The organism is Pseudomonas sp. R38(2017) (genome assembly GCF_002112395.1).
Lineage (GTDB): Bacteria > Pseudomonadota > Gammaproteobacteria > Pseudomonadales > Pseudomonadaceae > Aquipseudomonas.
The window spans coordinates 81,783-108,183 of record NZ_NEHN01000013.1 but is presented as its reverse complement, the minus strand read 5'-3'; the positions used below and the strand labels follow the sequence as shown (position 1 = coordinate 108,183).

The following is a 26,401-nucleotide window of genomic DNA, read 5'->3' as shown; positions in this document are numbered from 1 at the left end:
AGAGGGCGCCTCCCGCAAAACCTGGCTGACCAGGCCTTGCGATTCCAGAGGCGCCCTTGGGCGCGCGCGATTAACAGCAATTGCTTGAAGCGTTATCAGTGCACGTCTTTCCAGTATTCACGCTTGAGCAGGTAGGCGAACACAAAGAAGAACGCCAGGTACAGCAAGACGTAAGTACCGATGCGCTGATGTTGCAGCTTAACCGGGTTAGCCGAGTAAGCCAGGAAGGTTACCAGATTCTTGACCTTCTCATCGAACTGCTCTTCGTTCAGGGTGCCGGTTTTCGGCACGATGGTCAGTTGATCGCAGGCCTCATGAGTCAAAGGCGTACCGGTCAGCGGATCGTACTGCTTCTTGCCATCCTCGACGATCTGCACCTGTTTGCAACCCACGACCTGACGACCTTGCAGGCCGACCAGCACGTTAGGCATGCCGACGTTCGGGAAGACTTTGTTGTTCACGCCCCATGGACGCGCCGGATCCTCATAGAACGAACGCAGATAACCATACAGCCAGTCGGTACCACGAACACGCGCCACCAGGGTCAGGTCCGGTGGCGCTGCACCGAACCAGGTCTTGGCGTCGGCCGGCTGCATGCCGATGTTCATGTGATCGCCGATCTTGGCACCGGTGAACACCAGTTTCTCCAGCATCATTTCGTGCGGAACGCCAAGGTCATCGGCAACACGCTCGTAACGCTGGAACTTGGCGCTGTGGCAGCCCATGCAATAGTTGGCGAAGGTACGCGCACCATCCTGCAGAGCAGCCTTGTCGGAAACGTCAATGTCGACTTTTTCCAGTTCCGGACCACCGTGTTCGGCAGCGAAAGACAGCACTGGCAGAGCAGCAAAAATCAGAGCAAAAAATAACTTTTTCATCAGCCAGTCACCCTTTCCGGAACCGGTTTGGTCTTCTCGAGCCTGGTGTAGAACGGCATCAGAATGAAGTAGGCGAAGTACAGGAAGGTGCAGATCTGCGACACCAGTGTGCGCTCCGGCGTCGGGGCCAGAACACCCAGAATGCCGAGGATCACGAAGGAAATGCAGAACACCACCAGCCAGATTTTGCTCATCCAGCCTTTGTAGCGCATCGACTTGACCGGACTGCGGTCAAGCCATGGCAGGACGAACAGCACCGCAATAGCCGCCCCCATGGCGATAACACCCATGAGCTTGTCAGGGACCGCACGCAAGATTGCGTAGAACGGTGTGAAGTACCAGACCGGTGCAATGTGCTCTGGCGTCTTGAACGGGTTGGCTTGCTCGAAGTTTGGCTTTTCGAGGAAGTAGCCGCCCATTTCCGGGAAGAAGAACACAATGAAGCAGAAGATGAACAGGAAGACCACCACACCGACAATGTCTTTCACGGTGTAGTACGGGTGGAAAGCGATGCCGTCCAGCGGGACACCGTTTTCGTCCTTGTGCTTCTTGATGTCCACGCCGTCCGGGTTGTTCGAACCCACTTCGTGCAACGCCAGAATGTGCAGCACCACCAGACCGAGAATCACGATCGGCAAGGCCACCACGTGCAGGGCGAAGAAGCGGTTCAGGGTGATCCCGGAAATCAGGTAGTCACCACGAATCCACTGAGTCAGGTCGTTACCGATGACCGGAATCGCGCCGAACAGCGAGATGATTACCTGGGCGCCCCAGTAGGACATCTGGCCCCATGGCAACAGATAACCCATGAAGGCTTCGGCCATCAGCGCCAGGTAGATCAGCATGCCGAACACCCACACCAGTTCCCGCGGTTTCTGGTACGAACCGTAGAGCAGGCCACGGAACATGTGCAGATAGACCACGATGAAGAACGCCGAAGCGCCAGTGGAGTGCAGCAAACGCAGGATCGAACCGTACTCGACGTCGCGCATGATGTATTCGACGGAGGCAAACGCCTCTTCCGCCGACGGGGTGTAGCTCATGGTCAGCCAGACACCGGTGACGATCTGGTTGACCAGAACGAGCAGCGCCAGTGAGCCGAAGAAGTAGAAGAAATTGAAGTTTTTTGGAGCGTAATACTTGCTGAGATGGTCTTCCCACATCTTGGTGGCGGGGAAGCGCGCATCAACCCAATCCATGAACTTGCTCATCACGCTTTCTCCGTATCGACGCCAATGACAATCAGGTCATCGGTCTCATAGGAATGCGGGGGTACTGGCAGGTTCAAAGGCGCAGGTTGCGACTTGTAGACGCGGCCAGCCAGATCGTAGTGGGAACCGTGGCAAGGGCAGAAATAGCCACCTACCCAGTCTTTTCCCAGATCCGCGGGTGCCACTTCGGGACGGAAGGTCGGTGAGCAACCCAGGTGAGTGCAGATCCCGATCAGCAGGAGAATTTCCGGCTTGATCGAACGCACTTCAGGGTCGACATAGGTAGGTTGCGTGGAGTTTTTGGAGGTCGGATCGGAGAGCTGGCCCTCGATCTTCTTGAGATTCCCCAGGATTTCCGCAGTACGGCGAACAATGAATACCGGCTGGCCGCGCCATTCAGCAATCATCTGCTGTCCGGGCTCGATTTTGCTGACATTCACTTTCACCGGTGCACCGGCAGCTTTCGCCTTGGCACTGGGAAACCATGACCCCACGAACGGGACCGCAGCCCCCACCGCTCCTGCAGCACCCACCACGGATGTGGCTGCTACCAAGAAGCGACGCCGGCCTGCATTCACGCCGTCATTGCTCATTCAGTCCTCTCCCATCAGCTTTGTGGCCTGTTAAATCAGGCATCTACTAAATATGAAACAATGTACTTATAAAAATTTTGCCGAATGGTAATGAAAACCCCCAATTCTGACAAGGTAATTACCCGGAGGGCTGGCCCTCAAGCCTTGTAGTATAGGGGGTCTACGAATGTGGCAAGTTGTCACAGCGCAATTATTCGAGAAATCGCACGCATAAAAAAACGCCCGGTTCCGTGAGGAATCGGGCGTTCTTTTTTGAACGTGGAAGCGAAATTAACGCTTCGAGTACTGCGGACGCTTACGCGCTTTACGCAGACCAACTTTCTTACGTTCAACTTCACGGGCGTCGCGGGTAACGAAGCCAGCTTTGCGCAGAGCGCTACGCAGGGTTTCGTCATAGTCCATCAGAGCGCGAGTGATACCGTGGCGGATTGCGCCAGCCTGACCACTTACACCACCGCCGATCACGGTGACGTAGATGTCGAATTTCTCGACAGTCTCGGTCAGTTCCAGCGGCTGACGAACTACCATGCGGGCAGTTTCGCGGCCGAAGAACGAGTCCAGCGAACGGTTGTTGATGGAGATGTTACCAGTACCCGGACGCAGGAAAACGCGTGCGGTTGCGGTCTTGCGACGGCCAGTGCCGTAATTTTGAGTCGCCGACATAATGAACTATTCCGTTAAATCTTCAGTTCTTGGGGCTGCTGAGCAGTATGAGGGTGTGCAGCGCCCGCATAGACTTTCAGCTTACGGTACATGTCGCGACCCAGCGGGTTTTTAGGCAGCATGCCTTTAACCGCGGTCTCGATCACGCGCTCAGGGGCCTTGGCGATCAGTTTTTCAAAGTTGATCGACTTGATACCGCCCGGGAAACCGGAGTGGGAGTAGTACATTTTGTCAGTGGTTTTAGCACCGGTTACACGAACTTGCTCGGCGTTGATTACGACGATGTAGTCGCCGGTATCAACGTGAGGAGTGTACTCAGGCTTGTGCTTGCCACGCAGACGGCTCGCGATTTCGGTGGCCAGACGACCCAGGGTCTGACCAGCAGCGTCGACGACAAACCAGTCGCGCTTTACTGTTTCCGGTTTAGCAGTAAAAGTTTTCATTCTTTATAGCCTCAGGGGCCGCCTGTAAATAAGACGGCGGATCTTACTGAATAGTGCGTACTTTGACAAGTCAAAGGCAGCCGGATACAGACGCTTTCGGGGGCTCGGGTCGGCGCGTCCGTTCAACGGCAAGATTCTTCGGCGGCGGGGCATCACTTCCACTGCAGAAAGAGGTCGGCAATTATGCAGATTGCGAAAAAAATTTCAACCTGCTTTTATGCTTGTTTTGCCCAAGGAGCACCCGATGGACTATCGCCAGCTAGGCCGTACCGACCTGAACGTGAGTGCAATCTGCCTCGGCACCATGACCTGGGGTGAGCAAAACACTGAAGCTGAAGCTTTCGCCCAGATCGAGCGGGCCAAGGGCGCCGGGATCAATTTCATCGACACCGCCGAGATGTACCCGGTGCCGCCGAAAGCCGAAACCTATGCCACCACCGAGCGCTACATCGGCAATTATTTCAAGAGCCGCGGCGACCGCGCCGACTGGATCCTCGCCAGCAAGATCGCCGGCCCCGGCAACACCATCGACTACATCCGCGACAAAAACCTGCGCCACAACCGCCAGCACATCACCGAGGCCGTGGACGCCAGCCTCAAGCGCCTGCAGACCGACTACATCGATCTGTATCAATTGCACTGGCCGGAGCGCAGCACCAACTTTTTCGGACAGCTGGGCTACAAACACAAGATCGAAGCCAACCTCACCCCGCTCGAAGACACCCTCGAAGCCCTCGACGAGCAAGTGAAGGCCGGCAAGATCCGCCACATCGGCCTGTCCAACGAAACCCCGTGGGGCACCATGCGCTTTCTGGCCCTGGCGGAAGCCCGTGGCTGGCCGCGCGCGGTATCGATCCAGAACCCGTACAACCTGCTCAACCGCAGCTTCGAAGTCGGCCTGGCGGAAATCGCGATTCGCGAACAGTGCGGCCTGCTCGCCTATTCCCCGCTGGCATTCGGCTTCCTGTCGGGCAAGTACGAAGGCGGCGCCCGTCCGCCAAAAGGCCGCCTGAGCCTCTACAGCCGATTCAGTCGCTACTTCAACCCGCAATCGGAAGCGGCGTGCAGCCGTTACGTGGCCCTGGCCCGTGAACACGGCCTGGATCCGGCGCAAATGGCCCTGGCGTTTGTGAATCAGCAACCGTTTGTCACCAGTAACATCATCGGTGCGACAACGCTGGAGCAACTGGACAGCAACATCGCCAGCTACGAACTGAAACTATCGAAGGAAGTGCTGGACGGGATCGAAGCGATCCACAAGGATCATCCGAACCCGGCGCCTTGATTAAGCTTTAGATCCAATCGCGAGCAAGTCGAGTCGTCGCACCGTCGCTCCCACAGGGATCACCGTCATCTGTGGGAGTGAGCTTGCTCGCGAAGGGGCCAGTCAATTCACTGCAAAACTCAAAGCGAACGCGCAATGATCTCCTTCATGATTTCATTGGTGCCCGCATAGATCCGCTGCACCCGCGCATCCGCCCACGCCCGGGCCACCGGGTACTCCCACATGAATCCGTAGCCACCATGCAACTGCACGCACTCGTCGAGCACCTTGCATTGCAGGTCGGTGCCCCAGTACTTGGCCATCGCGGCGGTCGGTACGTCGAGCTTGCCTTGCAGGTGCAGCTCCAGGCAGCGATCAACGAACACCCTGCCGATCTGAATTTCGGTGGCCATTTCCGCCAGCTTGAAGCGCGTGTTCTGGAAGTCGGCGATGGCCTTGCCGAACGCCTTGCGGTCCTGGGTGTAATCCAGCGTCCATTGCAGCGCCGCCTCGGCCGAGGCCAGACCGCCAATGGCCACGGTCAGACGCTCCTGCGGCAATTCCTGCATCAGATAAGCAAACCCGGCCCCGGCCTGCCCCAACAGGTTTTCCTTCGGCACTCGCACATCCTGGAAGAACAATTCCGACGTGTCCTGAGCCTTCATTCCGACCTTCTCCAGGCGCTTGCCCTTGTCGAAGCCCGGCGTGTTCGCCTCCACCAGAAACAGGCTGGTGCCCTTCGCTCCAGCCTTGGGATCGGTCTTGGCGACGACGATCACCAGATCGGCGAGAAAACCATTGGTGATGAAGGTTTTCGAACCGTTGATGACATATTCGTCACCGTCCAGCACGGCGGTGGTCTTGACCCCCTGCAAGTCGGAGCCCGCGCCCGGCTCGGTCATGGCGATGGCCGTGACCATCTCGCCGGACACCAGTTTCGGCAGGTATTTCTGCTTCAGCGTCTCGCTGCCGTAATGCAGGATGTACGGCGCGACGATGTCCGAATGCAGCGAGAAACCGATGCCGGTCAGGCCCAGCCGCCCTACTTCTTCGATCACGACCGCGCTGTAGAGAAAGTCCGCCCCCAAACCACCGTATTCCTCTGGCAGATGCGAGCAGAGCATCCCCGCCTCCCCTGCTTTGTTCCACAACTTGCGGTCGATGTAGCCTTGTTTTTCCCACTGCGCATGAAACGGCACCGCCTCTTTTTCGAGGAATGTTCTAACGCTGTCGCGGAACAATTCGTGCTCGGAGCTGAACAGGGTTCTGGGGATCATGCGACACCTTTTCTTTATTGTTGAAGGGATCAGACCTTCAGAGACTAAGCCCCGCTTCCGATACAGGACACTGGACACATCCGACAAAAAATAAGACGATCCAGCCGTCTGGTGACCACTTTCCCTTATAAAAACAAAAGTTGAATTATGTCCAAGCAAGTCTCCACGCCCTTGCGGCGCGTCAGCATCCTGGCGATCGACCGGGTTTTCGCTTCCACCCTCATGCAAGCCAAGGATTTCTTCCATCTGGCCAGCCTGCGTTACGGCAAACAACTGGGCCACGGCCTGACTCCGGCGTTCGAAACCCGCCTGGTCAGCCCCGACGGCAAACCGGTGAACAGCTTCAGTGACGTGGTCATGCCGGTGGACGGAGGTCTGGAAAACACTGATGTCATCATCCTCCCGGCCTTCTGGGACGACTTCGACACATTGAGCCAACGCTATCCACAGATCCTGCCTTGGCTGCGCGAGCAACATGCGCGCGGAGCAGTTCTCTGCGGCGAGGCCACCGGGGTGTTCTGGCTGGCCGAAGCCGGTCTGCTCAACGGCAAGGAAGCGACCACCTACTGGCGCTTCTTCAATGCCTTCGCCGAGCGCTTTCCAAAGGTCTATCTCAATCAGGACAAGCACCTGACCGACGCCGACAACCTGTACTGCGCCGGCGGCACCACGTCGGCCTGCGACCTCTACATCTATCTGATCGAACGCTTCTGCGGCGCCAATGTGGCGCAAGCCGTGGCCCGCGACATTCTTTATGAAGTGCAGCGCAGCTACTCACCGGGCCGCATCGGTTTCGGCGGCCAGAAACTGCACCAGGACGTGATCATCCTGCAGATCCAGCACTGGCTCGAAGAGCATTTCGCCGACAAGTTCCGCTTCGAAGACGTGGCCCGCGAGCACGGCATGAGCATTCGCAACTTCATGCGCCGCTTCCAGACCGCCACTGGCGATAAACCGCTGCACTACCTGCAACGGCTGCGCATCGAGACCGCCAAGGGCTTGCTCTCCGGCAGCCGCAAGAGCATCAAGACCATCAGTTACGAAGTCGGCTACGACGATGCGAGCTTCTTCGCACGCCTGTTCCGCCAGCACACCGAACTGTCGCCGAACCAGTATCGACAGCAGTTCCAGCAAGCTGCCTGACGATTCGACCAGACACAAAAAAGGGCCTGCATCTGCAGGCCCTTTTTGTTTGCCGAATCCGCTTAAGGCTTGTGGGCCCGGGACAGGAATTCGTGGGATTGCATCTCCAGCAGACGGCTGAGGGTCCGCTGGAACTCGAATGTCAGGCGCCCACCGGTGTACAGATCTTTCAACTCGACTTCGGCAGAAATGATCAGCTTGACGTTACGGTCGTAAAACTCGTCGACCATGTTGATGAAGCGGCGGGCGATGTCGTCCGTGGTGACGCTCATCTGCTCCACGCCACTGAGCAGCACGGCATGGAAAATCTTGCCCAGTTCAATGTAGTCGTTCTGGCTACGCGGGCCGTCGCACAGCTCGCGGAAATCGAACCAGGCCACGTCGTCGCAAGTGAGCAGGGCGCGGATTTCGCGGTTTTCGATGATCAGCACATCGTTTTCCACGGCAGCCGTGCATTCAGGCGTCAGCGCACGGAAGCTCTTGCGCAGGCTTTCGTGAGCGGCTTCGTCGAGCGGGAAGTGGAACAGCTCCGCTTGTTCGAGGTGACGCAAACGGTAGTCGACGCCGCTGTCGACGTTGACGATCTCGGTGTTCTGCTTGATCAGCGCGATGGCTGGCAGGAAGCGCGCGCGTTGCAGGCCATCCTTGTACAGACCGTCCGGCACGATGTTCGAAGTCGCGACCAGGGTGACGCCATTCTTGAACAGCTCTTCCATCAGCGTGCCGAGGATCATAGCGTCGGTGATGTCGGAAACGAAGAATTCATCGAAGCAAATAACCCGCGATTCAGTCGCAAAACGCTTGGCGATGATGGTCAGTGGGTTTTTCTCGCCGCCGAGGGTCTTCATCTCTTCGTGCACGCGCTTCATGAAGCGGTGGAAGTGGGTGCGGGTCTTTTCCTTGAATGGCAGGGCTTCGAAGAAGGTGTCCACCAGGTAAGTCTTGCCGCGACCCACGCCGCCCCAGAAGTACAGGCCCTTGACCGGGGTCTGATCCTTTTTGCCAAACAGTTTGCCCAGCAAACCCGGCTTGTTCTGCTCAGCCGCGATCAGATCGTCGTACAGGCGTTGCAAGTGACGCACGGCAGTTTCCTGCGCCGCGTCATGGAAGAAGTCCGGGCGTTTCAGATCAGCTTGATATCGTTCTAGGGGCGTCATAATTCGTTAGCAAGGCAACAAAAACGGGCCGTCACTGTAGCGATGGCCCGTGGGAATGGCAATCGGCCCTTGGTCGGGCCGGCCCGTTGATTATTCCTGAACCGGTGTCAGAGCGATCCGCAAAGCCTCGACGGCCGCATCGCGCGCAGCCACGTCGGCGAACGCCGGGCTGTCGCCGACGCACTCGCCTTGCAGCCAGACGCTGAAGCTCAGGTCTTCGCTGCGCACATCCAGCGCCTGACCCGATTGCAGCTGCTTGGTCACCTGGCCGGCAGTCTTGCCGTCGGCGAAGTTGCGCGACAGCAGCAATTGCTCACCATCGGCCGCCAGCAGACGGAAACGGAAGCTGCCATCGTCTTCGCGGAAGCTGACGAAACGCGCGGCTTTAGCGGCTTTCTTCTTGGTGGTCGCGGCAACCTGAACCTGATTGACGAAGGAGCGCAGGCCGACCGCTTCGCGCAGCTCGTTGAGGAACGGCGTCGCCACCGCACGGGCCTTTTTGGCACCGTGTTGCAGGATGTCTTCCAGATCTGCCGGGCGCTCGATCAACTGGTGGTAACGCTCGCGGGACTCGCCCAGTTCGTTGTCGAGCAATTGGAACAGACGGTTCTTCGCCTCGCCCCAACCCAGACCGCCCAGCAGCTCGCTGCGGAACTCATCAGCCTGCGCCGGCGTGGCGAACGCCTGGAACAGAGTGAACAGGTGCGAGTTGTCCGGATCCTTGGCTTCGCCCGGCGCGCGAGAGTCGGTAACGATCCGCGAAATCGCGTCCTTCATGTCCTTGGCGCTGGTAAACAGCGGGATGGTGTTGTCGTAGCTCTTGGACATCTTGCGACCGTCCAGGCCCGGCAAGGTGGCAACGCTTTCCTCGATCAGCGCTTCGGGCATGGTGAAGAACTCCTTGCCCTGGCCGAACAGGTGGTTGAAGCGCTGGCCGATGTCGCGGGCCATTTCCACATGCTGGATCTGGTCGCGACCGACCGGCACCTTGTGCGCGTTGAACATCAGGATGTCCGCCGCCATCAGCACCGGATAGCTGTACAAGCCCATGGTGATGCCGGCATCCGGGTCTTCGCCGGTCTCGACGTTCTTGTCCACCGAAGCCTTATAGGCATGGGCGCGGTTGAGCAGGCCCTTGGCGGCGACGCAGGTCAGCAGCCAGGTCAGCTCGGGAATTTCCGGAATGTCGGACTGGCGATAGAAGGTCACGCGATCCACATCCAGGCCACCGGCCAGCCAGGTCGCGGCGATTTCCAGACGCGAGCGCTGGATGCGCAGCGGGTCATCGCACTTGATCAGGGCGTGGTAGTCGGCCAGGAAGTAGAACGAATCGGCGTTCGTGTCACGGCTGGCGACGATCGCCGGGCGAATGGCGCCGGCGTAGTTGCCCAGGTGCGGGGTGCCGGTGGTGGTGATGCCGGTGAGGATGCGGGTACGGTTCGTCATGGGTAATCGCTTGTCAGACTGCAATCAATTCGAGAGACGCGGCAGGATCAGATCCTTGAGATCGGTCAGCTTGCCATGAAAAAAGTGTCCGCATTCTGCCACTTTCAGCAGCTCATGGGGGCGCTGGAGTTTGCCGGACCATTCGTAGACCAACTGCGGGTCGATCACTTCATCGGTTTCCGGCTGGATCACGGTCAGCTCGCCCTGCTGCGGCAACTGATCCTGATCGCCCAGGCGCATGACCGCAGGCGCCACCATGAACAGATGCTTGAGCACCACGCCTTGTGCTTCAAGACGACCGCCGAGACTTGCTGCAACAAATCCACCAAAAGAGAAACCGAACAGGGTCAGCGGTAGATCCGGGTGTTTTTCCAGCAACCACGCGGCGGCTGCCTGAGCGTCATCGACTTCACCGCTGCCCATGTCATGGGAACCTTCACTGGCACCGACGCCGCGATAGTTGAAACGCAGGGTAATCAGGCCCGCGTCGCGCGCGGTGCGCTGCAGGGTCGAGACGACCTTGTTGAGCATGGTGCCGCCCTGCACCGGGTTGGGATGGCAGATCAGCGCGATGCCGCGTGGCTGCTCGTTATCCAGGTACAGGGATTCAAGTTGACCCACCGGGCCATCAATCACTACAGGGGTTTCACGCATCAGCAAGGAAGGAACTCCGTGACCTCGAATCGGGTCGACTCGTCTAGCAAATTGTCTGTGCCAATCTATTGCGAGTGAATCGCGGTATACAGCGCAGGTTCGAGCCGTTAACGTAAAGCAAAGCCGTTTATAGAGGAAGGACTCGTGGAACACTCGCTCTTAGTTTGGTTGTTACCGACTCTTGCCCTGGTTGTGGGTGTCGCCATTGGTTTCCTGATCGCACGCGTTGCGCCGAACGCCGCGCCCAGCCGCACGCAGCGTCAACTGGACGATATTCAGGAACGTTTCGACAGTTATCAGAACGAAGTGGTGACCCACTTCAACAGCACCGCCAATCTGGTCAAGAAGCTGACCCAGAGCTATCAGGAAGTGCAGGACCATCTCGCCGAGGGCGCCAACCGCCTTGCCCTGGACGAGCAGACTCGTCAACGCCTGCTGGCTTCTTTGCACTCCGAGGCAGCACAGGCCCCACGGGAACGCCTGACGCCGCCACGGGATCAGGAACCGCCACGTGACTACGCGCCGAAGACCCCGAACTCGCCGGGCATGCTCGACGAGCATTACGGCCTGAAGAAGTAATCAGCCTTCGCGCCAACAAAAAGCCCCCGGACAATCACTTGTCCGGGGGCTTTTTTGTACCTGACGGTTACGGGTATTGCTGAACGGTGCCCGGCTGTTGCTGGCCACCGTACTGCTGGCCAGGGATGGCTTTGAGGTTAACCTCGACGCGGCGGTTCTGCGCGCGACCATTGACGTCACCGTTGCTGGCGATCGGATTATCCGGGCCGGCACCGCGGGCGCTCAGGTTGGCACCGCTGACGCCTTGCGAAGTCAGGTAGGTGGCCACGCTCTGCGCACGACGCTGGGAAAGGTCCATGTTGTGCTGGCGACTGCCGGTGCTGTCGGTGTACCCGACGATCTCGATCTGGTTCTGGTTGAACTCCTTGAGCGAGTTGGCCAGGTTGTTCAGCGGCTGGTAGAAGCTTGGAGCGATGTTCGCCGAATCGGTGGCGAAGGTGATGTTGCCCGGCATGATCAGCTTGATCTGATCGCCCTGACGCTGCACTTCAACGCCGGTGTTGGCCATGCTGGCGCGCAGTTTCTTCTCCTGCTGATCGGCGTAGTAACCGTAACCGGCAGCGGAAGCACCGACGACAGCAGCGCCGATCAGGGCGCCCTTGCCGCGGTTGTTGTGGTCGATGGCGGCACCAGCCAGCGCACCGGCCAGTGCACCGAGGCCGCCGTATTTGGCGGTTTTGCTCATGCCCTGGGAGCCACCGTCGGCCTGACCCTGATTGTCATACGGGTTGGGCGAGGCGCAGCCGGACAGTACGGCTACGGCAGTAGCGACAATAATCAAACGACGCGTGGTGAACATGGAGAGCTCCTACTTTTTTGCATTCTGTGGTGCAACGGCCGTTTGGCAATGGACCTTTGCGGGCGTTGGATCATGACAATGCACAAAAATTCCGCCGGGCACTCGTGACAAAATGTTTAGGCGCGCACGAACGGATTTTCCCGCATCTCATCGCCCAGACGCGTATCCGGGCCATGTCCGGCCACAACGGTCGCGTCCTCGTCCAATGTGTACAGTCGCTGCTTGATCGATCGCACGATGGTCGCCTGATCGCCGCCCCACAAATCCGTGCGCCCTACTCCTCGCCGGAACAACGTGTCGCCGGCAATCAACAGCTTAGCCTCGGAAAACCAAAAGCTCATGGAACCGGGTGTATGCCCTGGCGTATGCAGCGCCACGCCGCATCCGCAGGCCAGTTCCTCGTCGTCGCTCAGCCAGCGATCCGGTGAGGGCACCGGGGTGTAAGGCACGCCGAACATCTGGCATTGCATTTCGAGGTTGTCCCACAGGAACTGATCCTCTTTGTGCAGATGCAGCGTTGCGCCGGTTCTCTCTTTCATCTGTCCGGAGGCGAGAAAATGATCAAGATGCGCATGAGTGTGGATGATACTGACCACTTTCAGACCCAGCGCATCGAGGCGCGCCATGATCAGATCGGGATTGCCGCCCGGGTCGACGACGATGGCTTTTTTCGTGATGGGGTCGCCGATGATCGTGCAATTGCACTGCAATGGGCCGACCGGAAAAGTTTCGCGAATGAGCGAGGGACTTGGAGCAGACATGAAATGGGGTCCTGGGCAGACAACGTTGACGTTCGCTTCAGGATTCTACTGCACTCGCCGATACAGATCGCCGGGTCAGTTAATTGGCGCCACTAATCAGAAAGTAGTGGCCAGATGATGTCAAACACCCTTGTTCTCGTGCAAAATCCAATCTTGTAGCGGCCACATTTCGGGAAGGGCCGCAGCCTCTCTCAGGAATTACGCATGCCACGCCCTACTGGTTACACAAGCACTTGGTTCGCCTCACTGACTGGGGTAGCCCCTGTCGACAGCCTCATCTCCGGCAATAAATGGGAAAGTACCCAATGGTACACCCCAAGTGCGGTAACCAGTCTGACGTACAGCTTCATTGTCCCTGGCGTATCGGTCTTCGCTCCGAACTACAGCGCTGACAACGAACCCAAGGCAGCCTATGCACTGACCAATGCCCAGCAAATGGCGGTTATAAGCGCTCTGGATAGCTGGTCAGCAGTAGCCAATATCACGTTCCAGTTGACTGGTGAATCCTCGACAAGCGTGGGCGATTTGCGTTTCGGCGGTTACTCGTTTCTCGATGCCGACGCGGCAGCCTGGGCTTACACCCCTTCCCAAAAACCCAATGGCGGCGACGTATGGATCGGGCCGAACACCAGTCAACCTTTTCCGGACAAGGGCACCTACGACTTCATGACATTCGTTCATGAAATCGGTCACGCAATAGGCCTTAAACATTCGTTCGCGCCATCGGCTACCAACAGCATCACGCTTGACCCGTCGCTCGATGACGCCGGCTTCACCATCATGAGCTACAACAACAATTACTCATACCTGCCAACCACCCCCATGGTGCTGGATATCCTGGCGATCCAGAGCCTTTATGGCGCCAATACTCAGTGGATGACCGGCAACAACGTTTACTCGTGGGCCCCGACACAGTCAGTGTTCGAAACCATCTGGGATGCCGGCGGTATCGATTCAATCGACGCCAGCAATCAACTGGCAGCCGTCAGCATCAACCTCAACGAAGGCCAATACAGCAAGATCGGCAAGGCCTTCACCGACCAGGCAGGCAACTCGTTCAATCAGGGACTGGCGATTGCGTACGGCGCGAAGATCGAAAACGCTTACGGCTCGGCATTCAATGACACGCTGATCGGCAATGCACTGGACAACACCCTCAACGGTGGCGCGGGCGCGGATACCATGATCGGCGGTGCCGGCAACGACAGCTATGTCGTCGACAACGCCGGGGATGTGGTCATTGAAGAAGGCCCGTCGGCCAGTGATGTTGACTCGGTCTACTCCTACATCGACTACACGCTGGGTGCCAACCTCGAGAACCTGAACCTGGTCGGCAATGCTCTGAACGCCACCGGCAATGCGCTGAACAACATCCTGAGGGGCACCGACGGCAACAACGTACTGGACGGCGGTGCGGGCGCCGACATCATGATTGGCGGCCTGGGCAACGATACTTACATCGTCGACAATAGTGCCGACGTCATCAGTGAAACCAGCACCCTGGCCACCGAGATCGACACCGTCCGCGCTTCGGCGAACTACGCCCTCAGTGCCAATCTGGAAAATCTCTATCTGACCGGCACCGGCAATATCTACGGTATCGGCAATGCCCAGAACAACCTGCTGGTCGGCAACGATGGCAACAACCAACTGGTGGGTGGCGCGGGCCTGGACACCATGATCGGCGGCAAGGGCAATGACGCCTATGGCGTCGATCAGGTCGGCGAGCTGGCCCTCATCCAGGAGTTCGCCAACGAAGGCACGGACCTGCTGGTGATCGAGTACAGCGCCAGCGCACAAAACAACATCATCGACCTGAACCAGGCCAGCCTGCTCAACATCGAGGATGTCGCCATCACCGGCGCCGGTGGTTTCACCGTCTACGGCAACGCACTGAACAACACCCTGACCGGCAATAGCGATGACAACGTCCTGAACGGCGGCGCGGGCGCAGATACCATGATCGGTGGCGCCGGCAACGACAGCTATATCGTCGACAACATCGGTGACGTGGTCATCGAACAAGGCCCGTCGGCCAGCGATCTCGACTCGGTCTACTCCTACATCGATTACACGCTGGGTGCGAATATCGAGAACCTCAACCTGGTCGGCAACGCCCTGAACGCCACCGGCAACTCGCTGAACAATATCCTCAGGGGCACCGACAACGACAACCGCCTGATTGGCGGGGCAGGCCTGGACACCATGATCGGGGGCAAGGGCAACGACACCTACGGCCTGGACCAGGCAGGTGAACTGGCCCTCGTTCAGGAACTGGCCAACGAAGGCAACGACACCCTGTTGATCGGCTACAACGCCACTGCACAAACCAATATCGTCGACCTGAATATCGCCAACCTGCAAAACTTCGAGAACGTCCAGTTGACCGGTTCCGGCGTTTTCACCGTCTACGGCAACGCGCTGAGCAACACCCTGATCGGCAACAGCGATGACAACACTCTCAACGGCGGCGCAGGTGCGGATACCCTGATCGGCGGCGCCGGCAACGACAGCTATGTCGTCGACAACGTCGGGGATGTGATCATTGAAGAAGGCCCGTCAGCCAGTGATGTCGATTCGGTCTACTCGTACATCGATTACACGCTGGGCGCCAACCTTGAGAACCTGAACCTGGTCGGCAACGCCATCAACGCCACCGGTAACGCGCTGAACAACATCCTCAGGGGCACCGACGGAAACAACGTGCTGGACGGCGGCGCGGGAGCCGATCTGATGATCGGCGGTTTGGGCAACGATACCTACATCGTTGACAATGTGGGCGACGTCATCAATGAAACCAACCGCCTGCAGGGAGGAATCGACACAGTCCGCGCCTCGGTCAACTACAGACTCAGCGCCAATCTGGAAAACCTCACCCTGACCGGAACTGGCAACATCTACGGCATTGGCAACGACCAGGACAACATCATCATCGGCAACGACGGTAACAACCAACTGGTTGGCGGCGCCGGAGTCGATACCCTGATCGGCGGCAAAGGCGATGATGCCTATGGCATCGATGAGGAGCGTGAGCTGGATCTCGTCCAGGAACTGGCCAACGAAGGCAATGACACGCTGGTGATTGAATACAAGGCATTCAGCGTACTGGGCAGTACCGTCGATCTGAATCGCGCCAGCCTGCAAAACATTGAAAATGTTGCCTTGACCGGTTCCGGTTTATTCACCGTTTATGGCAATGCGCTGAACAACACCCTGACCGGCAACAGTGATGACAACACCCTTAACGGTGGCGCAGGCGCGGATACCATGATCGGCGGTGCCGGCAACGACAGCTATGTCGTCGACAACGCCGGGGATGTGGTCATTGAAGAAGGCCCGTCGGCCAGTGATGTCGATTCGGTCTACTCCTACATCGACTACACGCTGGGTGCCAACCTCGAGAACCTGAACCTGGTCGGCAGTGCCATCAAGGCCACAGGTAACTCGCTGAACAACATTCTCAGGGGCACCGACGGCAACAACATACTGGACGGCGGCGCGGGCGCCGACATCATGATCGGCGGCGCAGGCGACGATACCTACATTGTCGATAACGTCGGTGACGTGGTGACTGAAAACTACCGCTGGGACGGCACCGATACGGTACGCGCGTCGGTGAACTACACCCTCAGCCAGTATGTGGAAAACCTTACCCTGACCGGCACCGGCAATATCTACGGCATTGGCAACGAACAGAACAATGTGCTCATCGGCAACGACGGTAACAACCAGCTGGTCGGTGGCGCGGGCCTGGACACCATGATCGGCGGCAAGGGCAATGATGCCTACGGCATTGATCAGGTCGGCGAACTGGCGCTCATCCAGGAGTTCGCCAACGAAGGCACTGACCTGCTGGTGATCGAGTACGACTCCAGTGCACGAAACAACGTCATCGACCTGAACCAGGCCAGCCTGCTCAACATCGAGGATGTCGCCATCACCGGCGCAGGTGGTTTCACCGTCTACGGCAACGCACTGAACAACACCCTGACCGGCAACAGCGGCGACAACACCCTCAACGGCGGTGCAGGCGCGGATACCATGATCGGTGGCGCCGGCAACGACAGCTATGTCGTGGACAACATCGGGGACGTGGTCATCGAACTAGGTCCTTTGGCCAGCGACCTCGACTCAGTCTACTCGTACATCGATTACACGCTGGGCGCGAATCTCGAGAACCTCAATCTGGTCGGCAACGCCCTCAACGCCACCGGCAACTCGTTGAACAACATCCTCAGGGGCAACGACAACGACAACCGCCTGATTGGCGGGGCAGGCCTGGACACCATGATCGGGGGCAAGGGCAACGACACCTACGGCCTGGATCAGGCAGGCGAACTGGCCCTCGTTCAGGAAAAAGCCAACGAAGGCAACGACACCCTGTTGATCGGCTACAACGCCACCGCACAAACCAATATCGTCGACCTGAATCTCGGCAACCTGCAAAACTTCGAGAACGTCCAGTTGACCGGTTCCGGCGTTTTCACCGTCTACGGCAACGCGCTGAGCAACACCCTGATCGGCAACAGCGATGACAACACCCTCAACGGCGGCGCAGGTGCAGACACCCTGATCGGGGGGGCCGGCAACGACAGCTACGTGGTCGACAACATCGGGGATTTGGTCATTGAAGAAGGCCCGTCGGCCAGCGATGTCGACTCCGTCTATTCGTACATCGATTACACGCTGGGCGCCAATCTCGAGAATCTCAACCTGGTCGGCAATGCCATCAAGGCCACCGGCAACTCACTGAACAACATTCTCAGAGGCAATGCCGGCAACAACATCCTGGACGGCGGTGCCGGTGCAGATGTGCTCTTCGGCGATGCCGGAGCGGACACCTTCGTTTTCCGCGCGGTCAACGAAATGGGTATTGGCGCCAACCGCGACGTCATCACCGACTTCAACAGTTTGCAGGGTGACAAGATCGACCTGACGAAATTTGATGCCAACCTGCTGACTGCCGGCGTCAATGGTTTCACCTTCATCGGTGGCGCCGACTTCACGGGGGCAGGCCAATTGCGCTTCGTCGACCATGTTCTGTCGGGCAACGTCAGTGGCAACGCCGGTGCGGACTTCGAAATCCAGCTGGTCGGTGTCAACAGCTTCAGCGCCAACGATCTGGTGGCCTGACGCTGTCCCATGGGTTCCCGGCCAGTGAAACAGGCCGGGAACGGAAACAAAAAACGCCCCGACTGATTCGGGGCGTTTTTTATTGGCCGGCATTTGTTGCGGTCAGCTCAGCACACCCAATTCCTTGGCCCGCGCCACCGCCTGCGTGCGGCGCTCGACCCCTAATTTGCTGTTGATATGGCTGGCATGGGTTTTCACCGTGTGCAGCGAAATGAACAGTTGTTCGCTGATTTCCTGGTTCGAGCAACCTTGAGCGATCAGACGCAATACAGCCAGTTCCCGACCACTGAGCTGCTCGGCCGTTGAGCAATCCGCAGGGGGACGCACGGCGTTCGCCGGAAAATGCTCCAGCAGTTGCCGCCCGACAAGGTTCGGCACGATCAGCAGCAGTTGGCCACGCAACCAGTCAGGGTGTTCGTTGATCAACACGTCGAACGGTTGCAACACCCCACCATCGGCGGCCTCCAGCGCCTGGGCCAATGCCTTGCGGGCCTCCGGCTCGCGCCCGTTCACCAGCAGCAGTGCCACTTTTTGCGTCAACGCCATCACACTCAACAATTGACGACCCGTTTGCTGGCCGTTTTCCAACAACACGTTCAAGCGTCCTTCGGCGAGCATCGGCTGACCCTGAATCACATCGAGCAGGGCCTGTTGCAACTCGACATGCAGCGGCAGTTGTGGATGGAACTCCGGTGGAGCCGCCGCGCGTTCGCCGGTGTAGGTCTGGCCCAGGCGCGCCAGCCACGCTTCGGCCAGATCAGTACGCCCTTGCGCCAACCACAGTTCACATTTGACCAGGGTAATCATCGCCAGGTAGTAGATCGGCGGGACGTCCCAGATGTGCATCAATCGTTCGGCTTCCGCCAGTTCGGCGAAAGCCTTGGCGAACTCCCCACGGCTCCCGTCCAGTCGTGCAATCACACAGTGGCCGATCAGTACACTGATATCGCGACAGGCCCGCGCCTCGCTCAGCCCCGCCAGCAGACGCGAGAGTGCCGCCTGTGGCTGCAGGCGCATTGCCAACAGAAAACCTTCGTACAAGGTGAGCCGTGCACGCACCGCATACAACCGTTGCGCAGACAACCCTTGCAGCCGGTCCAGCCCCTGATGAACCTCATCCAGCGCCCGTTCGATTTCGCCCCGCGCCTGCAACACCCGCGCACGGTCGTAATGGGCCAGCGCTTCGAACAACGGATTGCCGACCCGCTGCGCCAGCTCCAGGGATTCGCGGTTCAATCCGCGGGCACGCCAAAGATCGCCATCGGCAATCGCCAGATTGGACAAAGTCGACAGGCACATCAGGCGCTGTCCGTATCGTTTGGCCGGCAGGCTCTCCAGTGCTTCGCTGCAATACTCGATGGTCTGCTCGCGATGGCCTCGGCCACGGGCGATGATGCCCTTCAGCGCCAGCCATTGGGCAAGCATGGATTTTTGTGCCGTGGCCGATGGCGCCGGCAGAAAGCGGCTCAGGTGACTGGCGAGTTCTTCGGCTGCGTCGAGCTGGCACGCCAGCCCGAGTGCCCAGCTGTACAACACGATCAGGCGTGGCGTGCTGATCAGCAGACTGTCGGGCAAGTCCATCTTCCAGCGCAGTAACATGCCGACGTTCTGCTCGGCGAGCAATTGTTCCTCGGACAGGTTCTGGACCAGATTCGCCGCCACGTCCAGATGCCCTGCCCGCAACGCCTGCTCCACGGCCTCATCGAGCAGGCCCTGGGCATTGAACCAGCGACAGGCACGCAGGTGCAGTGTTGCCGCGGGCACAATCGCCCGGGCTATCGGCCTGCTGCGCAACAGATCGGAAAACAAATGGTGATAGCGATACCAGTGTCCGTGTTCATCCAGCGGCACCAGAAACACCTGATGCGCCAACAGGAAGCGCAGAATCTCGGTACTGTCGTGGGATTCGCGCACCGCGTCGCATAACTCGCTGCAAAAGCGTTCCTGCGGCGCGGTGTCGTAGAGAAACGCCTGCACCTCGGCCGGCAGGCAGTCGATGACTTCTTCGAGCAGGTAATCACGGATCAGCCCTTCCCCGCTGTTCAAGGCCTGCGGCAACGCTGCGTCACTCCCGGCCTCGGACACCGCCAGCAACCAGAAGCGCAGCCCGGCCACCCAACCTTCGCTGCGCTGAATCAGGTTTTCCAGGGCTTCACCGCGTAACGAACTGCTGTGCCGATCAAGCAACGCCAGCGCTTCGTCGTGGGTCAGGCGCAGATCCTGTTCATGCAGTTCCAGCAACTGTCGCGACAGGCGCAGACGGGCGAGATGCCAATCCGGCCGCTGACGGCTGGTTACCATGACCAGCAGGCCATCGGGCAAATGATTGAGGAAAAATTGCAGGCAACGATCCAGTACCGGGCCTTGGGCGAGGTGGTAATCGTCCAGCACCAACAACAGTGGCGAGGCTGGTTGCAGGTGCAGTGCCAGCTCATCGAGCAGGCCATCGAGCCATTCTTCGAAGGCGAACGGCTGATGACGCTGACGCATTTTCAACAGGCCGAGTGCACGGCTGCCGAGTTCCGGGAAGTAGTCCTGCAAGCCTTCGAGCAAGCGCTCGAGAAAGCGCCCCGGGTCACTGTCCCGGGCACTCAGCCCCAGCCACAGGCTTTGCCAATCCCTCGGCAGGTTTTGGCAGAACTCCACGGCCAGCGAGCTTTTGCCGAACCCGGCCGGGGCGCAGACCAGCAACAGACGCCCACCGAGCCCGGCTTGCAGGCGCTCGCAGAGGCGGGGGCGCATCACGTATCCGTCAGGCAGCGGAGGACGGAAAAAGCGTCCGTCCAGTGCCGCGACGGCAACGCTTGCAGGACCCGGAAGTGGGGACAGATCAGTCATGGCCGGCTCTTGTTCGAATGGCTGTTGGCGGCGTAGCAGATGTCCGCAGACTAGCCTTAAACGGCGTACATATGAAGTTGTTGCTACAAATGGCTACAAAATCACCACGCAAAAAAAACGCCCCGAACCAGTCGGGGCGTTTTTTCGAGGATGCGGCCTCGGGTTACAGCTTAGCGGATACCGTCCTGGCCCAGGTTGCCCGGCTGGAATTCGCTCTTGGTGGCAGAGAAGCCGAAGTCATAAGCCTGTTTCTCTTCGTTCTTCATGCCCAGTGCCAGGTAACGACCGGATTGCAGATCATACAGGGTTTCCAGCGCGTACCACGGCACTTGCTTGTCGTAGTAGTCCTCGGCATGGGCCTCGGCGACGCGCCACAGCTGACCGCGACCGTCGTAGTGGTCGATGACCGCTGCCTGCCAGGTATCTTCATCGATGAAGAAGTCACGTTTGGCGTAGATGTGACGCTGACCCGGCTTCAGGGTAGCCACCACGTGCCAGACGCGGCGCAGCTCGTAACGGGTCAGGTCCTGATTGATGTGGCCGGCCTTGATGATGTCGGCGTACTTCAGCGTCGGCGAATCGATCTTGTAGCTGTTGTTGGCAATGTACATCTCCTTCTTGCCTTCCAGCTTCCAGTCATAACGATCCGGTGCACCGTTGTACATGTCCAGGTTGTCCGAGGTACGCAGACCGTCCGCCGCAGTACCCGGACCGTCATAGGACACTTGTGGTGCCTGGCGCACACGGCGCTGACCGGTCGCATAGACCCAGGCCTTGCGCGGCTCTTTCACCTGGTCGAGAGTCTCGTGCACCAGCAGCACGGTACCTGCCAGACGAGCCGGCGCGGTCACTTTCTGCTTGAAGTAGAACAGCACGTTACCCGGGTTGGCCGGATCGTAGTCCTTCATCTTGTCGCGGAACACGAACTGGTCCTGGAAATACACCAGGCTGAACGAGCCGTTGGTCTGCGGAGTCGCCTGGGTCACCAGACGGGTCACGCTGCCACCGCGATAGCGGGTGATGTGGTTCCAGATGACTTCCAGACCGTCTTTCGGGATCGGGAACGGGATGGCGGTCTGGAAGTTTTCCAGACCGTTGCCACCGGCCACCAGCGTGGTGGTCGTGGCGTTTTTCTTGATCGCGGCGAACACGTCATCCGGCACGGTGGCACCGCGATGGGACGGGTAGACCGGCATCTTGAAGGTATCCGGGTAACGCTTGAACATCGCGTACTGGCCCGGCGCAAGCTTGTCCTTGTACTGGTCGACGTTCTGCGCGGTGATAGTGAACAACGGTTTCTCACTGCCATACGGATCGGACAGGAAGCCTTTGCTGTCGACGGTGCCGGCATTCTTCGCCAGCGGCTTCCAAGCCGGGATCGAACCGTCGGCATTGCCCGCCATCTCGGCCCCCATCGGGGTCAGGCTTTTGCCCAGTTTGTCGGCTTCGGCGGCAGGTACTGCCGCCATCACGCTGGTCGCCAGCAGCGAAAGCCCCAGAACACCGGCGTGGAACAGATTCTTTGTTATTTTCATAGGTTTGTTCGTCCTGAAAAACTGTACTTAGAAGTTCACGCCAACACTGAGGGCAACGAAGTCGCGATCATCCACCGTGCTGTATTCGCCACCAAAGAAGTTGGTGTAGGCCAGGCTGGCGGTATAGGTGTTCTGATATTCGGCATCCAGCCCGAGGCTGATGGCCTTGCGGCCTTCCTCGAAGTTGCCGCCAGGGCCTGGGGAGTAACCCTTGACGTCGTGGGACCACGCCACGTTCGGCTTCAGGTTCACACCGGCGAACACGTCGCTGTAATCCCAGATGGCACGGGCGCGATAGCCCCAGGAAGTGGCCGTGGTGAAGCCGTTATTGTCGCAATTGCTGGAGCGGTTGCTGGTCGAAGCGCCAGGCCCGGCACCGTTGATGGTCGAAGTGTTGAGGATCTGCGAGCAGGTGTTCAGACCGCCAGTGGACGGCAGTTCACCCGGACCGAAGACCGGATCGCGACCGTAGCGGGCCTCGGACTTGCTCTCCAGACCGCCGACGTGGGTCACACCGACTTCACCCACCAGGGTCAGGCGGTTGGCGCCCATGACCTGATCGAAGAAGTGCGTCAGGGTGGTTTGCAGTTGGGTGATTTCCTTGCGGTTATAACCGTGCAGGTCCTGACCCGGAACGCCATTGAGGATCGAGGCGTTGGTCAGCGCGCCGCCCAACGGACGCACACCGGCGAACAGGATATCGGTGGAGTTCAGTTGCACCGGCGCATTCGGCCGGTAGCTGATCTCACCGCTCCACGCCGTACCGGTAGGCAGGGTGGTGGAGAAGCTCAGACCGTAGAGGCGAATGTCTTCCGGGTATTCGATGAAGTATTCGGAGTTACCCGCCACCACCAGAGGGCCCAGCGCCTGGAACGGACCAGGCAGTGCCTTGACGCCGTTGTAGATCGATTGTGGCGCACCGGTTGCGCTGAAGATCGGCGCACGGCTGTGGTAATTCATGAAGTAGGCACCGAATTCGGTGGCCAGCGGATCGAACATGTACTTGGCGGACACGCCCCACTGCCCGCTGTCCCGCGCATTGCGGTTCGGGGAGCGGCGCACCAGTACGCCCTCTTCGTTGACGTCGACACCGGCCGCAGCCAATGGACCGAGGGCAACGCCTGGAATGGTCGAACGTTTGTTCAGCACTCGCAGGTTGTCGTCGCAACCGGTGGTCACGATGTCAGGCTGGGAGAAGAACGTGCCGCAGTTGTCGGTCACGGTCTTCTGCCAGTCAATCTGATAGAAGCCTTCTGCCGACAGGTTTTCGGTAATGCTCTGGGAAAGGTAGAACATGTTGACCGGAATCAGGCCTTCCTTGATCTCGGCCCCAGGGCGGCGGAACGCGGAAACGTCGATCGGGTTGATCGAGTTGATACCACCACCGATGAACGTACTTTCACCCCAGTTCACCACCTGCTTGCCCAGACGCACCGAACCCGGCTCATCGGCAATGGCGTAGTTGTGATAGATGAACGCATCGAGAATCTGGCCGCCCGAAGAGCGGGCTGCCACGTCGCGGTTGTGGTTGCTGACGTCCTTGTATTCCAGGTCCTGGTTCTGCAGCGCGAAGTCGTACCAGTACTTGCCCCGGACGAAGACACCGGTGTCGCCATATTTCAGTTCGAGGTCATGGATGCCCTTGAAGATCTTCGAGAACGCTTGCCCGCTCTTGAAGTTCAAGTGACCGTCGTCGGAGGTCTGGGACAGGCCCCGGCCGCCGTTGTTGACACCAATAAGATCCTTGTTCGGCTGCTGGGTCGAAACACTCATGCCCAGGGAGAGCGAGGAGTCGAACTGGCCTTCGATTTCACCGACGTTGAAACTGACGCCGAATGCGGGCCCGGCGAGCGTGGAGGCAAGACTGACCGCCAGAGGCAGTTTTGCCCGGCGCCAGAACTGGTTTACTGAGGTCATCGACGCTACTCCATGTGCATTATTGTTATGGCAGTGAGTACTTTTAAAAACGCCTGAAGGACCGGGAACCAGGGGGCTCCCGAAGTCACTTCAATGTTGCATCGCCCCGTTTGTGCGTGCGCCCCGTTCTTAAAAATCCTTGAGCGGACTATAGCCAGCAGGGGGTACTGCTTGATCCCTCTAAAGTGTGATTTGCAGCTGCCGGCCACTCTGGAACAGTCCTTTCGCCAGTCCGACACAGGTCGGCCCGGCAAGGATGGCTGATTTTCTGGATTTCACAAGCCAAGCGCTTGCTTGGTGGGCCTGGCGCGCCGTTTTCGGCGCGCCAGGGGACACTCAGAGTGTCGAGAGGAAGGTGCTGTTGTTGGCCTGCCATTCGGTGATGTCGAGGCGGATGCGCTTCTTGTCGAGCTTGCCGACACTGGTCTTGGGAATTTCAGTAACAAGCGCAATCTGACTCGGAATCGCCCACTTGCTCAAGTGCCCCAGTTCGACGAACGGCTTGAGGTGTTCCTTGAGCTCACGGGCCCCGATGGCGTGCCCTTCGCGGATCACCAGCAAGGCAAACGGGCGCTCGCCCCACTGCGGATCGGCGATGCCCACCACTGCTACTTCACGTACCGCGACGTGGCGACTGATCAGGTCTTCGAGGTCCAGCGAGGAAATCCATTCGCCACCGGTCTTGATCACGTCCTTGATCCGGTCGCGGATGTCGATCACGCCCATGCTGTCGAGCGTCGCGACATCGCCGGTGTGCAGCCAGCCGCCGGCCCACAGCTCGGCGCCCTTCTGCGGTTCGTTGAAATAGCCCTCGGTCAGCCACGGCGCACGCAGCACCAGTTCGCCCTGGGTTTCGCCATCGGCCGGCAGGAAATTGCCGTCGCCATCGACGATGGCCGCTTCGACCAATGGCCCCGGCACCCCGGCCTTGATCCGGTAAGTCGTGCGTTCGTCTTCGGTGCCCGCCATCAGCTCGTCGTTCAGATGCGCGCACGACACCAACGGCCCGGTTTCCGACATCCCGTAGGCGGCGGTCAGCTGGATGCCCTTACTCTTGGCCGTTTCATACAGCGTGCGATTGAGCGCGCTGCCGCCGATGACGATTTTCCAGCCGCCGAAATCGGTTCCTTGCGCGCCCTTGGCGTTGAGCACCATTTGCAGAATCGTCGGCACGCAATGAGAGAACGTGACCTTCTCCTTGCGCCACAATTCGACGAGGAATTCCGGGTCGTAACGCCCCGGATAAACCTGCTTGAGCCCGAGCATGGTCGCCACATACGGCAGGCCCCAGGCATGCACGTGGAACATCGGGGTGATCGGCATGTACACGTCGTTGGTGCCCAGCAGCCGCACACTGTCGATGGCGCCCATGATGGTCGACACGCCCATAGTGTGCAGCACCAGTTGCCGATGGGTGAAATACACACCTTTCGGATTGCCGGTGGTGCCCGTGGTGTAGAACGTGGTGGCGACCGAGTTTTCGTCGAAGTCCTGAAAGTCGTACTGCGGGTTCGCGGCCGCCAGCAGTTGCTCGTACTCGCCGACCAGATTCGGCAGATCTGCGGTTTTCTCCGGCAGATCGGTCAACAGCAGGGTTTTCTCCACCGTGGTCAGGTGCGGCGCGATAGCCTGGTACAGCCCGACGAACTCGCTGTTGACCAGCACGAAGCGGTCCTCGGCGTGATTCATGGTGTAGAGGATCTGTTCCGGCGACAGGCGCACGTTGATGGTGTGAATCACCGCGCCGATCATCGGAATGGCAAACATGCATTCCAGGTAGCGATGACTGTCCCAGTCCATCACCGCCACGGTATCGCCGGCCTTTACGCCGGCTGCCGTCAGTACGTTGGCCAGTCGCGCGACCCGCTCGATCAGCGTCGGATAGCTGTAGCGCAACTGGTCACGGTAGATGATCTCGCGGGTTTTCTCGTAACGGGCGCCCGACATCAGCAGCCGTTTAATCAGCAATGGATACTGGTAGGCCCCTTCGGCGGGCGGAATAACGCGAGTCTGCAACATAAGAATCCCTTTTCTGACTGCACGGTGTTGGCGTTGGAGTTTTGTACTCTAGAACCCTTATACGCCAGCCAAATCAGCCAAAGGAATGATT

Annotated in this window: 19 protein-coding genes; 4 read left to right on the top strand and 15 right to left on the bottom strand. The window is 59.0% G+C overall.

Going from position 1 to position 26,401, the window contains the following annotated elements; genetic code table 11:
* Nucleotides 1–95: 95 nt before the first annotated feature.
* The 5 genes from CAF87_RS26795 to rplM all read right to left on the bottom strand — a co-directional run bounded on the left by CAF87_RS26795 (nt 96) and on the right by rplM (nt 3,788).
* Nucleotides 96–878, bottom strand: coding sequence for a cytochrome c1 (locus CAF87_RS26795; RefSeq protein ID WP_064383969.1), 783 nt, complete (start codon nt 876–878; stop codon nt 96–98).
* Nucleotides 878–2,089, bottom strand: coding sequence for a cytochrome bc complex cytochrome b subunit (locus CAF87_RS26790; RefSeq protein ID WP_065261493.1), 1,212 nt, complete (start codon nt 2,087–2,089; stop codon nt 878–880). The genes CAF87_RS26795 and CAF87_RS26790 overlap by 1 nt, the downstream gene beginning before the upstream one ends.
* A complete protein-coding gene (gene petA / locus CAF87_RS26785; RefSeq protein WP_003228055.1) occupies nt 2,089–2,682 on the bottom strand; it encodes a ubiquinol-cytochrome c reductase iron-sulfur subunit in 594 nt (197 codons plus the stop codon). The genes CAF87_RS26790 and petA overlap by 1 nt, the downstream gene beginning before the upstream one ends.
* A gap of 270 nt (nt 2,683–2,952) precedes the next feature.
* Nucleotides 2,953–3,345, bottom strand: a complete 393-nt coding sequence (gene rpsI / locus CAF87_RS26780) for a 30S ribosomal protein S9 (protein WP_007961615.1) — start codon at nt 3,343–3,345, stop codon at nt 2,953–2,955.
* A gap of 14 nt (nt 3,346–3,359) precedes the next feature.
* Nucleotides 3,360–3,788, bottom strand: a complete 429-nt coding sequence (rplM, locus tag CAF87_RS26775; protein ID WP_007928449.1) for a 50S ribosomal protein L13 — start codon at nt 3,786–3,788, stop codon at nt 3,360–3,362.
* Between the two features lie 244 nt (nt 3,789–4,032).
* Between rplM and CAF87_RS26770 the strand changes: the two genes are divergently transcribed.
* Nucleotides 4,033–5,073 (top strand): NADP(H)-dependent aldo-keto reductase, encoded by a 1,041-nt coding sequence (locus CAF87_RS26770; RefSeq protein ID WP_085733662.1) that lies wholly within the window; start codon nt 4,033–4,035, stop codon nt 5,071–5,073.
* A gap of 119 nt (nt 5,074–5,192) precedes the next feature.
* Here the strand turns inward: CAF87_RS26770 and CAF87_RS26765 are convergent, their stop codons facing one another.
* The gene (locus CAF87_RS26765) at nt 5,193–6,329 is read right to left on the bottom strand and encodes an acyl-CoA dehydrogenase family protein (RefSeq protein WP_085733661.1); all 1,137 of its coding nucleotides are present in this window, start codon (nt 6,327–6,329) and stop codon (nt 5,193–5,195) included.
* A 246-nt stretch (nt 6,330–6,575) separates the two neighbouring features.
* Between CAF87_RS26765 and CAF87_RS26760 the strand changes: the two genes are divergently transcribed.
* A complete protein-coding gene (locus CAF87_RS26760) occupies nt 6,576–7,472 on the top strand; it encodes a GlxA family transcriptional regulator (RefSeq protein ID WP_170929661.1) in 897 nt (298 codons plus the stop codon).
* A gap of 62 nt (nt 7,473–7,534) precedes the next feature.
* Here the strand turns inward: CAF87_RS26760 and zapE are convergent, their stop codons facing one another.
* From zapE to CAF87_RS26745, 3 genes are all read right to left on the bottom strand, one after another.
* Nucleotides 7,535–8,629 (bottom strand): cell division protein ZapE, encoded by a 1,095-nt coding sequence (gene zapE, locus CAF87_RS26755; protein ID WP_085733659.1) that lies wholly within the window; start codon nt 8,627–8,629, stop codon nt 7,535–7,537.
* 90 nt (nt 8,630–8,719) lie between these two features.
* A complete protein-coding gene (locus tag CAF87_RS26750; RefSeq protein ID WP_085733658.1) occupies nt 8,720–10,075 on the bottom strand; it encodes a tryptophan--tRNA ligase in 1,356 nt (451 codons plus the stop codon).
* Between the two features lie 24 nt (nt 10,076–10,099).
* Nucleotides 10,100–10,729 (bottom strand): alpha/beta hydrolase, encoded by a 630-nt coding sequence (locus CAF87_RS26745; protein ID WP_085733700.1) that lies wholly within the window; start codon nt 10,727–10,729, stop codon nt 10,100–10,102.
* A 144-nt stretch (nt 10,730–10,873) separates the two neighbouring features.
* On the opposite strand from CAF87_RS26745, the gene CAF87_RS26740 reads away from it, so the two are divergent.
* The gene (locus CAF87_RS26740; protein ID WP_039766275.1) at nt 10,874–11,308 is read left to right on the top strand and encodes a YhcB family protein; all 435 of its coding nucleotides are present in this window, start codon (nt 10,874–10,876) and stop codon (nt 11,306–11,308) included.
* A gap of 67 nt (nt 11,309–11,375) precedes the next feature.
* Here the strand turns inward: CAF87_RS26740 and CAF87_RS26735 are convergent, their stop codons facing one another.
* Together CAF87_RS26735 and CAF87_RS26730 are read right to left on the bottom strand one after the other, a co-directional pair.
* Nucleotides 11,376–12,107, bottom strand: a complete 732-nt coding sequence (locus tag CAF87_RS26735; RefSeq protein ID WP_085700856.1) for an OmpA family protein — start codon at nt 12,105–12,107, stop codon at nt 11,376–11,378.
* A gap of 116 nt (nt 12,108–12,223) precedes the next feature.
* Nucleotides 12,224–12,868, bottom strand: a complete 645-nt coding sequence (locus CAF87_RS26730; RefSeq protein ID WP_085733657.1) for an MBL fold metallo-hydrolase — start codon at nt 12,866–12,868, stop codon at nt 12,224–12,226.
* A gap of 204 nt (nt 12,869–13,072) precedes the next feature.
* Here CAF87_RS26730 and CAF87_RS26725 point away from each other — a divergent pair, with 204 nt between their 5' ends.
* Entirely contained in the window at nt 13,073–18,001 is a 4,929-nt protein-coding gene (locus CAF87_RS26725; protein ID WP_085733656.1) for a M10 family metallopeptidase C-terminal domain-containing protein, read from the top strand.
* 102 nt (nt 18,002–18,103) lie between these two features.
* Here CAF87_RS26725 and CAF87_RS26720 read toward each other — a convergent pair whose 3' ends face one another.
* From CAF87_RS26720 to CAF87_RS26705, 4 genes are all read right to left on the bottom strand, one after another.
* A complete protein-coding gene (locus CAF87_RS26720; RefSeq protein ID WP_085733655.1) occupies nt 18,104–20,839 on the bottom strand; it encodes a LuxR C-terminal-related transcriptional regulator in 2,736 nt (911 codons plus the stop codon).
* A 170-nt stretch (nt 20,840–21,009) separates the two neighbouring features.
* On the bottom strand, nt 21,010–22,374 hold the full coding sequence (locus tag CAF87_RS26715; RefSeq protein WP_085733654.1) for a DUF1329 domain-containing protein: 1,365 nt from the start codon (nt 22,372–22,374) through the stop codon (nt 21,010–21,012).
* Between the two features lie 27 nt (nt 22,375–22,401).
* Nucleotides 22,402–24,291: a DUF1302 domain-containing protein gene (locus CAF87_RS26710; protein ID WP_085733653.1), complete on the bottom strand. Its 1,890-nt coding sequence runs from the start codon at nt 24,289–24,291 to the stop codon at nt 22,402–22,404.
* A gap of 336 nt (nt 24,292–24,627) precedes the next feature.
* Nucleotides 24,628–26,310, bottom strand: a complete 1,683-nt coding sequence (locus CAF87_RS26705; protein ID WP_085733652.1) for a fatty acid--CoA ligase — start codon at nt 26,308–26,310, stop codon at nt 24,628–24,630.
* Between the last annotated feature and the right edge of the window lie 91 nt (nt 26,311–26,401).

What these genes read in the sequence shown, in the direction of transcription:
- CAF87_RS26795 (WP_064383969.1), bottom strand. Translation starts at nt 878, where the DNA reads ATGAAAAAGTTATTTTTTGCTCTGATTTTTGCTGCTCTGCCAGTGCTG.
- CAF87_RS26790 (WP_065261493.1), bottom strand. Translation starts at nt 2,089, where the DNA reads ATGAGCAAGTTCATGGATTGGGTTGATGCGCGCTTCCCCGCCACCAAG.
- petA (WP_003228055.1), bottom strand. Translation starts at nt 2,682, where the DNA reads ATGAGCAATGACGGCGTGAATGCAGGCCGGCGTCGCTTCTTGGTAGCA.
- rpsI (WP_007961615.1), bottom strand. Translation starts at nt 3,345, where the DNA reads ATGTCGGCGACTCAAAATTACGGCACTGGCCGTCGCAAGACCGCAACC.
- rplM (WP_007928449.1), bottom strand. Translation starts at nt 3,788, where the DNA reads ATGAAAACTTTTACTGCTAAACCGGAAACAGTAAAGCGCGACTGGTTT.
- CAF87_RS26770 (WP_085733662.1), top strand. Translation starts at nt 4,033, where the DNA reads ATGGACTATCGCCAGCTAGGCCGTACCGACCTGAACGTGAGTGCAATC.
- CAF87_RS26765 (WP_085733661.1), bottom strand. Translation starts at nt 6,329, where the DNA reads ATGATCCCCAGAACCCTGTTCAGCTCCGAGCACGAATTGTTCCGCGAC.
- zapE (WP_085733659.1), bottom strand. Translation starts at nt 8,629, where the DNA reads ATGACGCCCCTAGAACGATATCAAGCTGATCTGAAACGCCCGGACTTC.
- CAF87_RS26750 (WP_085733658.1), bottom strand. Translation starts at nt 10,075, where the DNA reads ATGACGAACCGTACCCGCATCCTCACCGGCATCACCACCACCGGCACC.
- CAF87_RS26745 (WP_085733700.1), bottom strand. Translation starts at nt 10,729, where the DNA reads ATGCGTGAAACCCCTGTAGTGATTGATGGCCCGGTGGGTCAACTTGAA.
- CAF87_RS26735 (WP_085700856.1), bottom strand. Translation starts at nt 12,107, where the DNA reads ATGTTCACCACGCGTCGTTTGATTATTGTCGCTACTGCCGTAGCCGTA.
- CAF87_RS26730 (WP_085733657.1), bottom strand. Translation starts at nt 12,868, where the DNA reads ATGTCTGCTCCAAGTCCCTCGCTCATTCGCGAAACTTTTCCGGTCGGC.
- CAF87_RS26725 (WP_085733656.1), top strand. Translation starts at nt 13,073, where the DNA reads ATGCCACGCCCTACTGGTTACACAAGCACTTGGTTCGCCTCACTGACT.
- CAF87_RS26720 (WP_085733655.1), bottom strand. Translation starts at nt 20,839, where the DNA reads ATGACTGATCTGTCCCCACTTCCGGGTCCTGCAAGCGTTGCCGTCGCG.
- CAF87_RS26715 (WP_085733654.1), bottom strand. Translation starts at nt 22,374, where the DNA reads ATGAAAATAACAAAGAATCTGTTCCACGCCGGTGTTCTGGGGCTTTCG.
- CAF87_RS26710 (WP_085733653.1), bottom strand. Translation starts at nt 24,291, where the DNA reads ATGACCTCAGTAAACCAGTTCTGGCGCCGGGCAAAACTGCCTCTGGCG.
- CAF87_RS26705 (WP_085733652.1), bottom strand. Translation starts at nt 26,310, where the DNA reads ATGTTGCAGACTCGCGTTATTCCGCCCGCCGAAGGGGCCTACCAGTAT.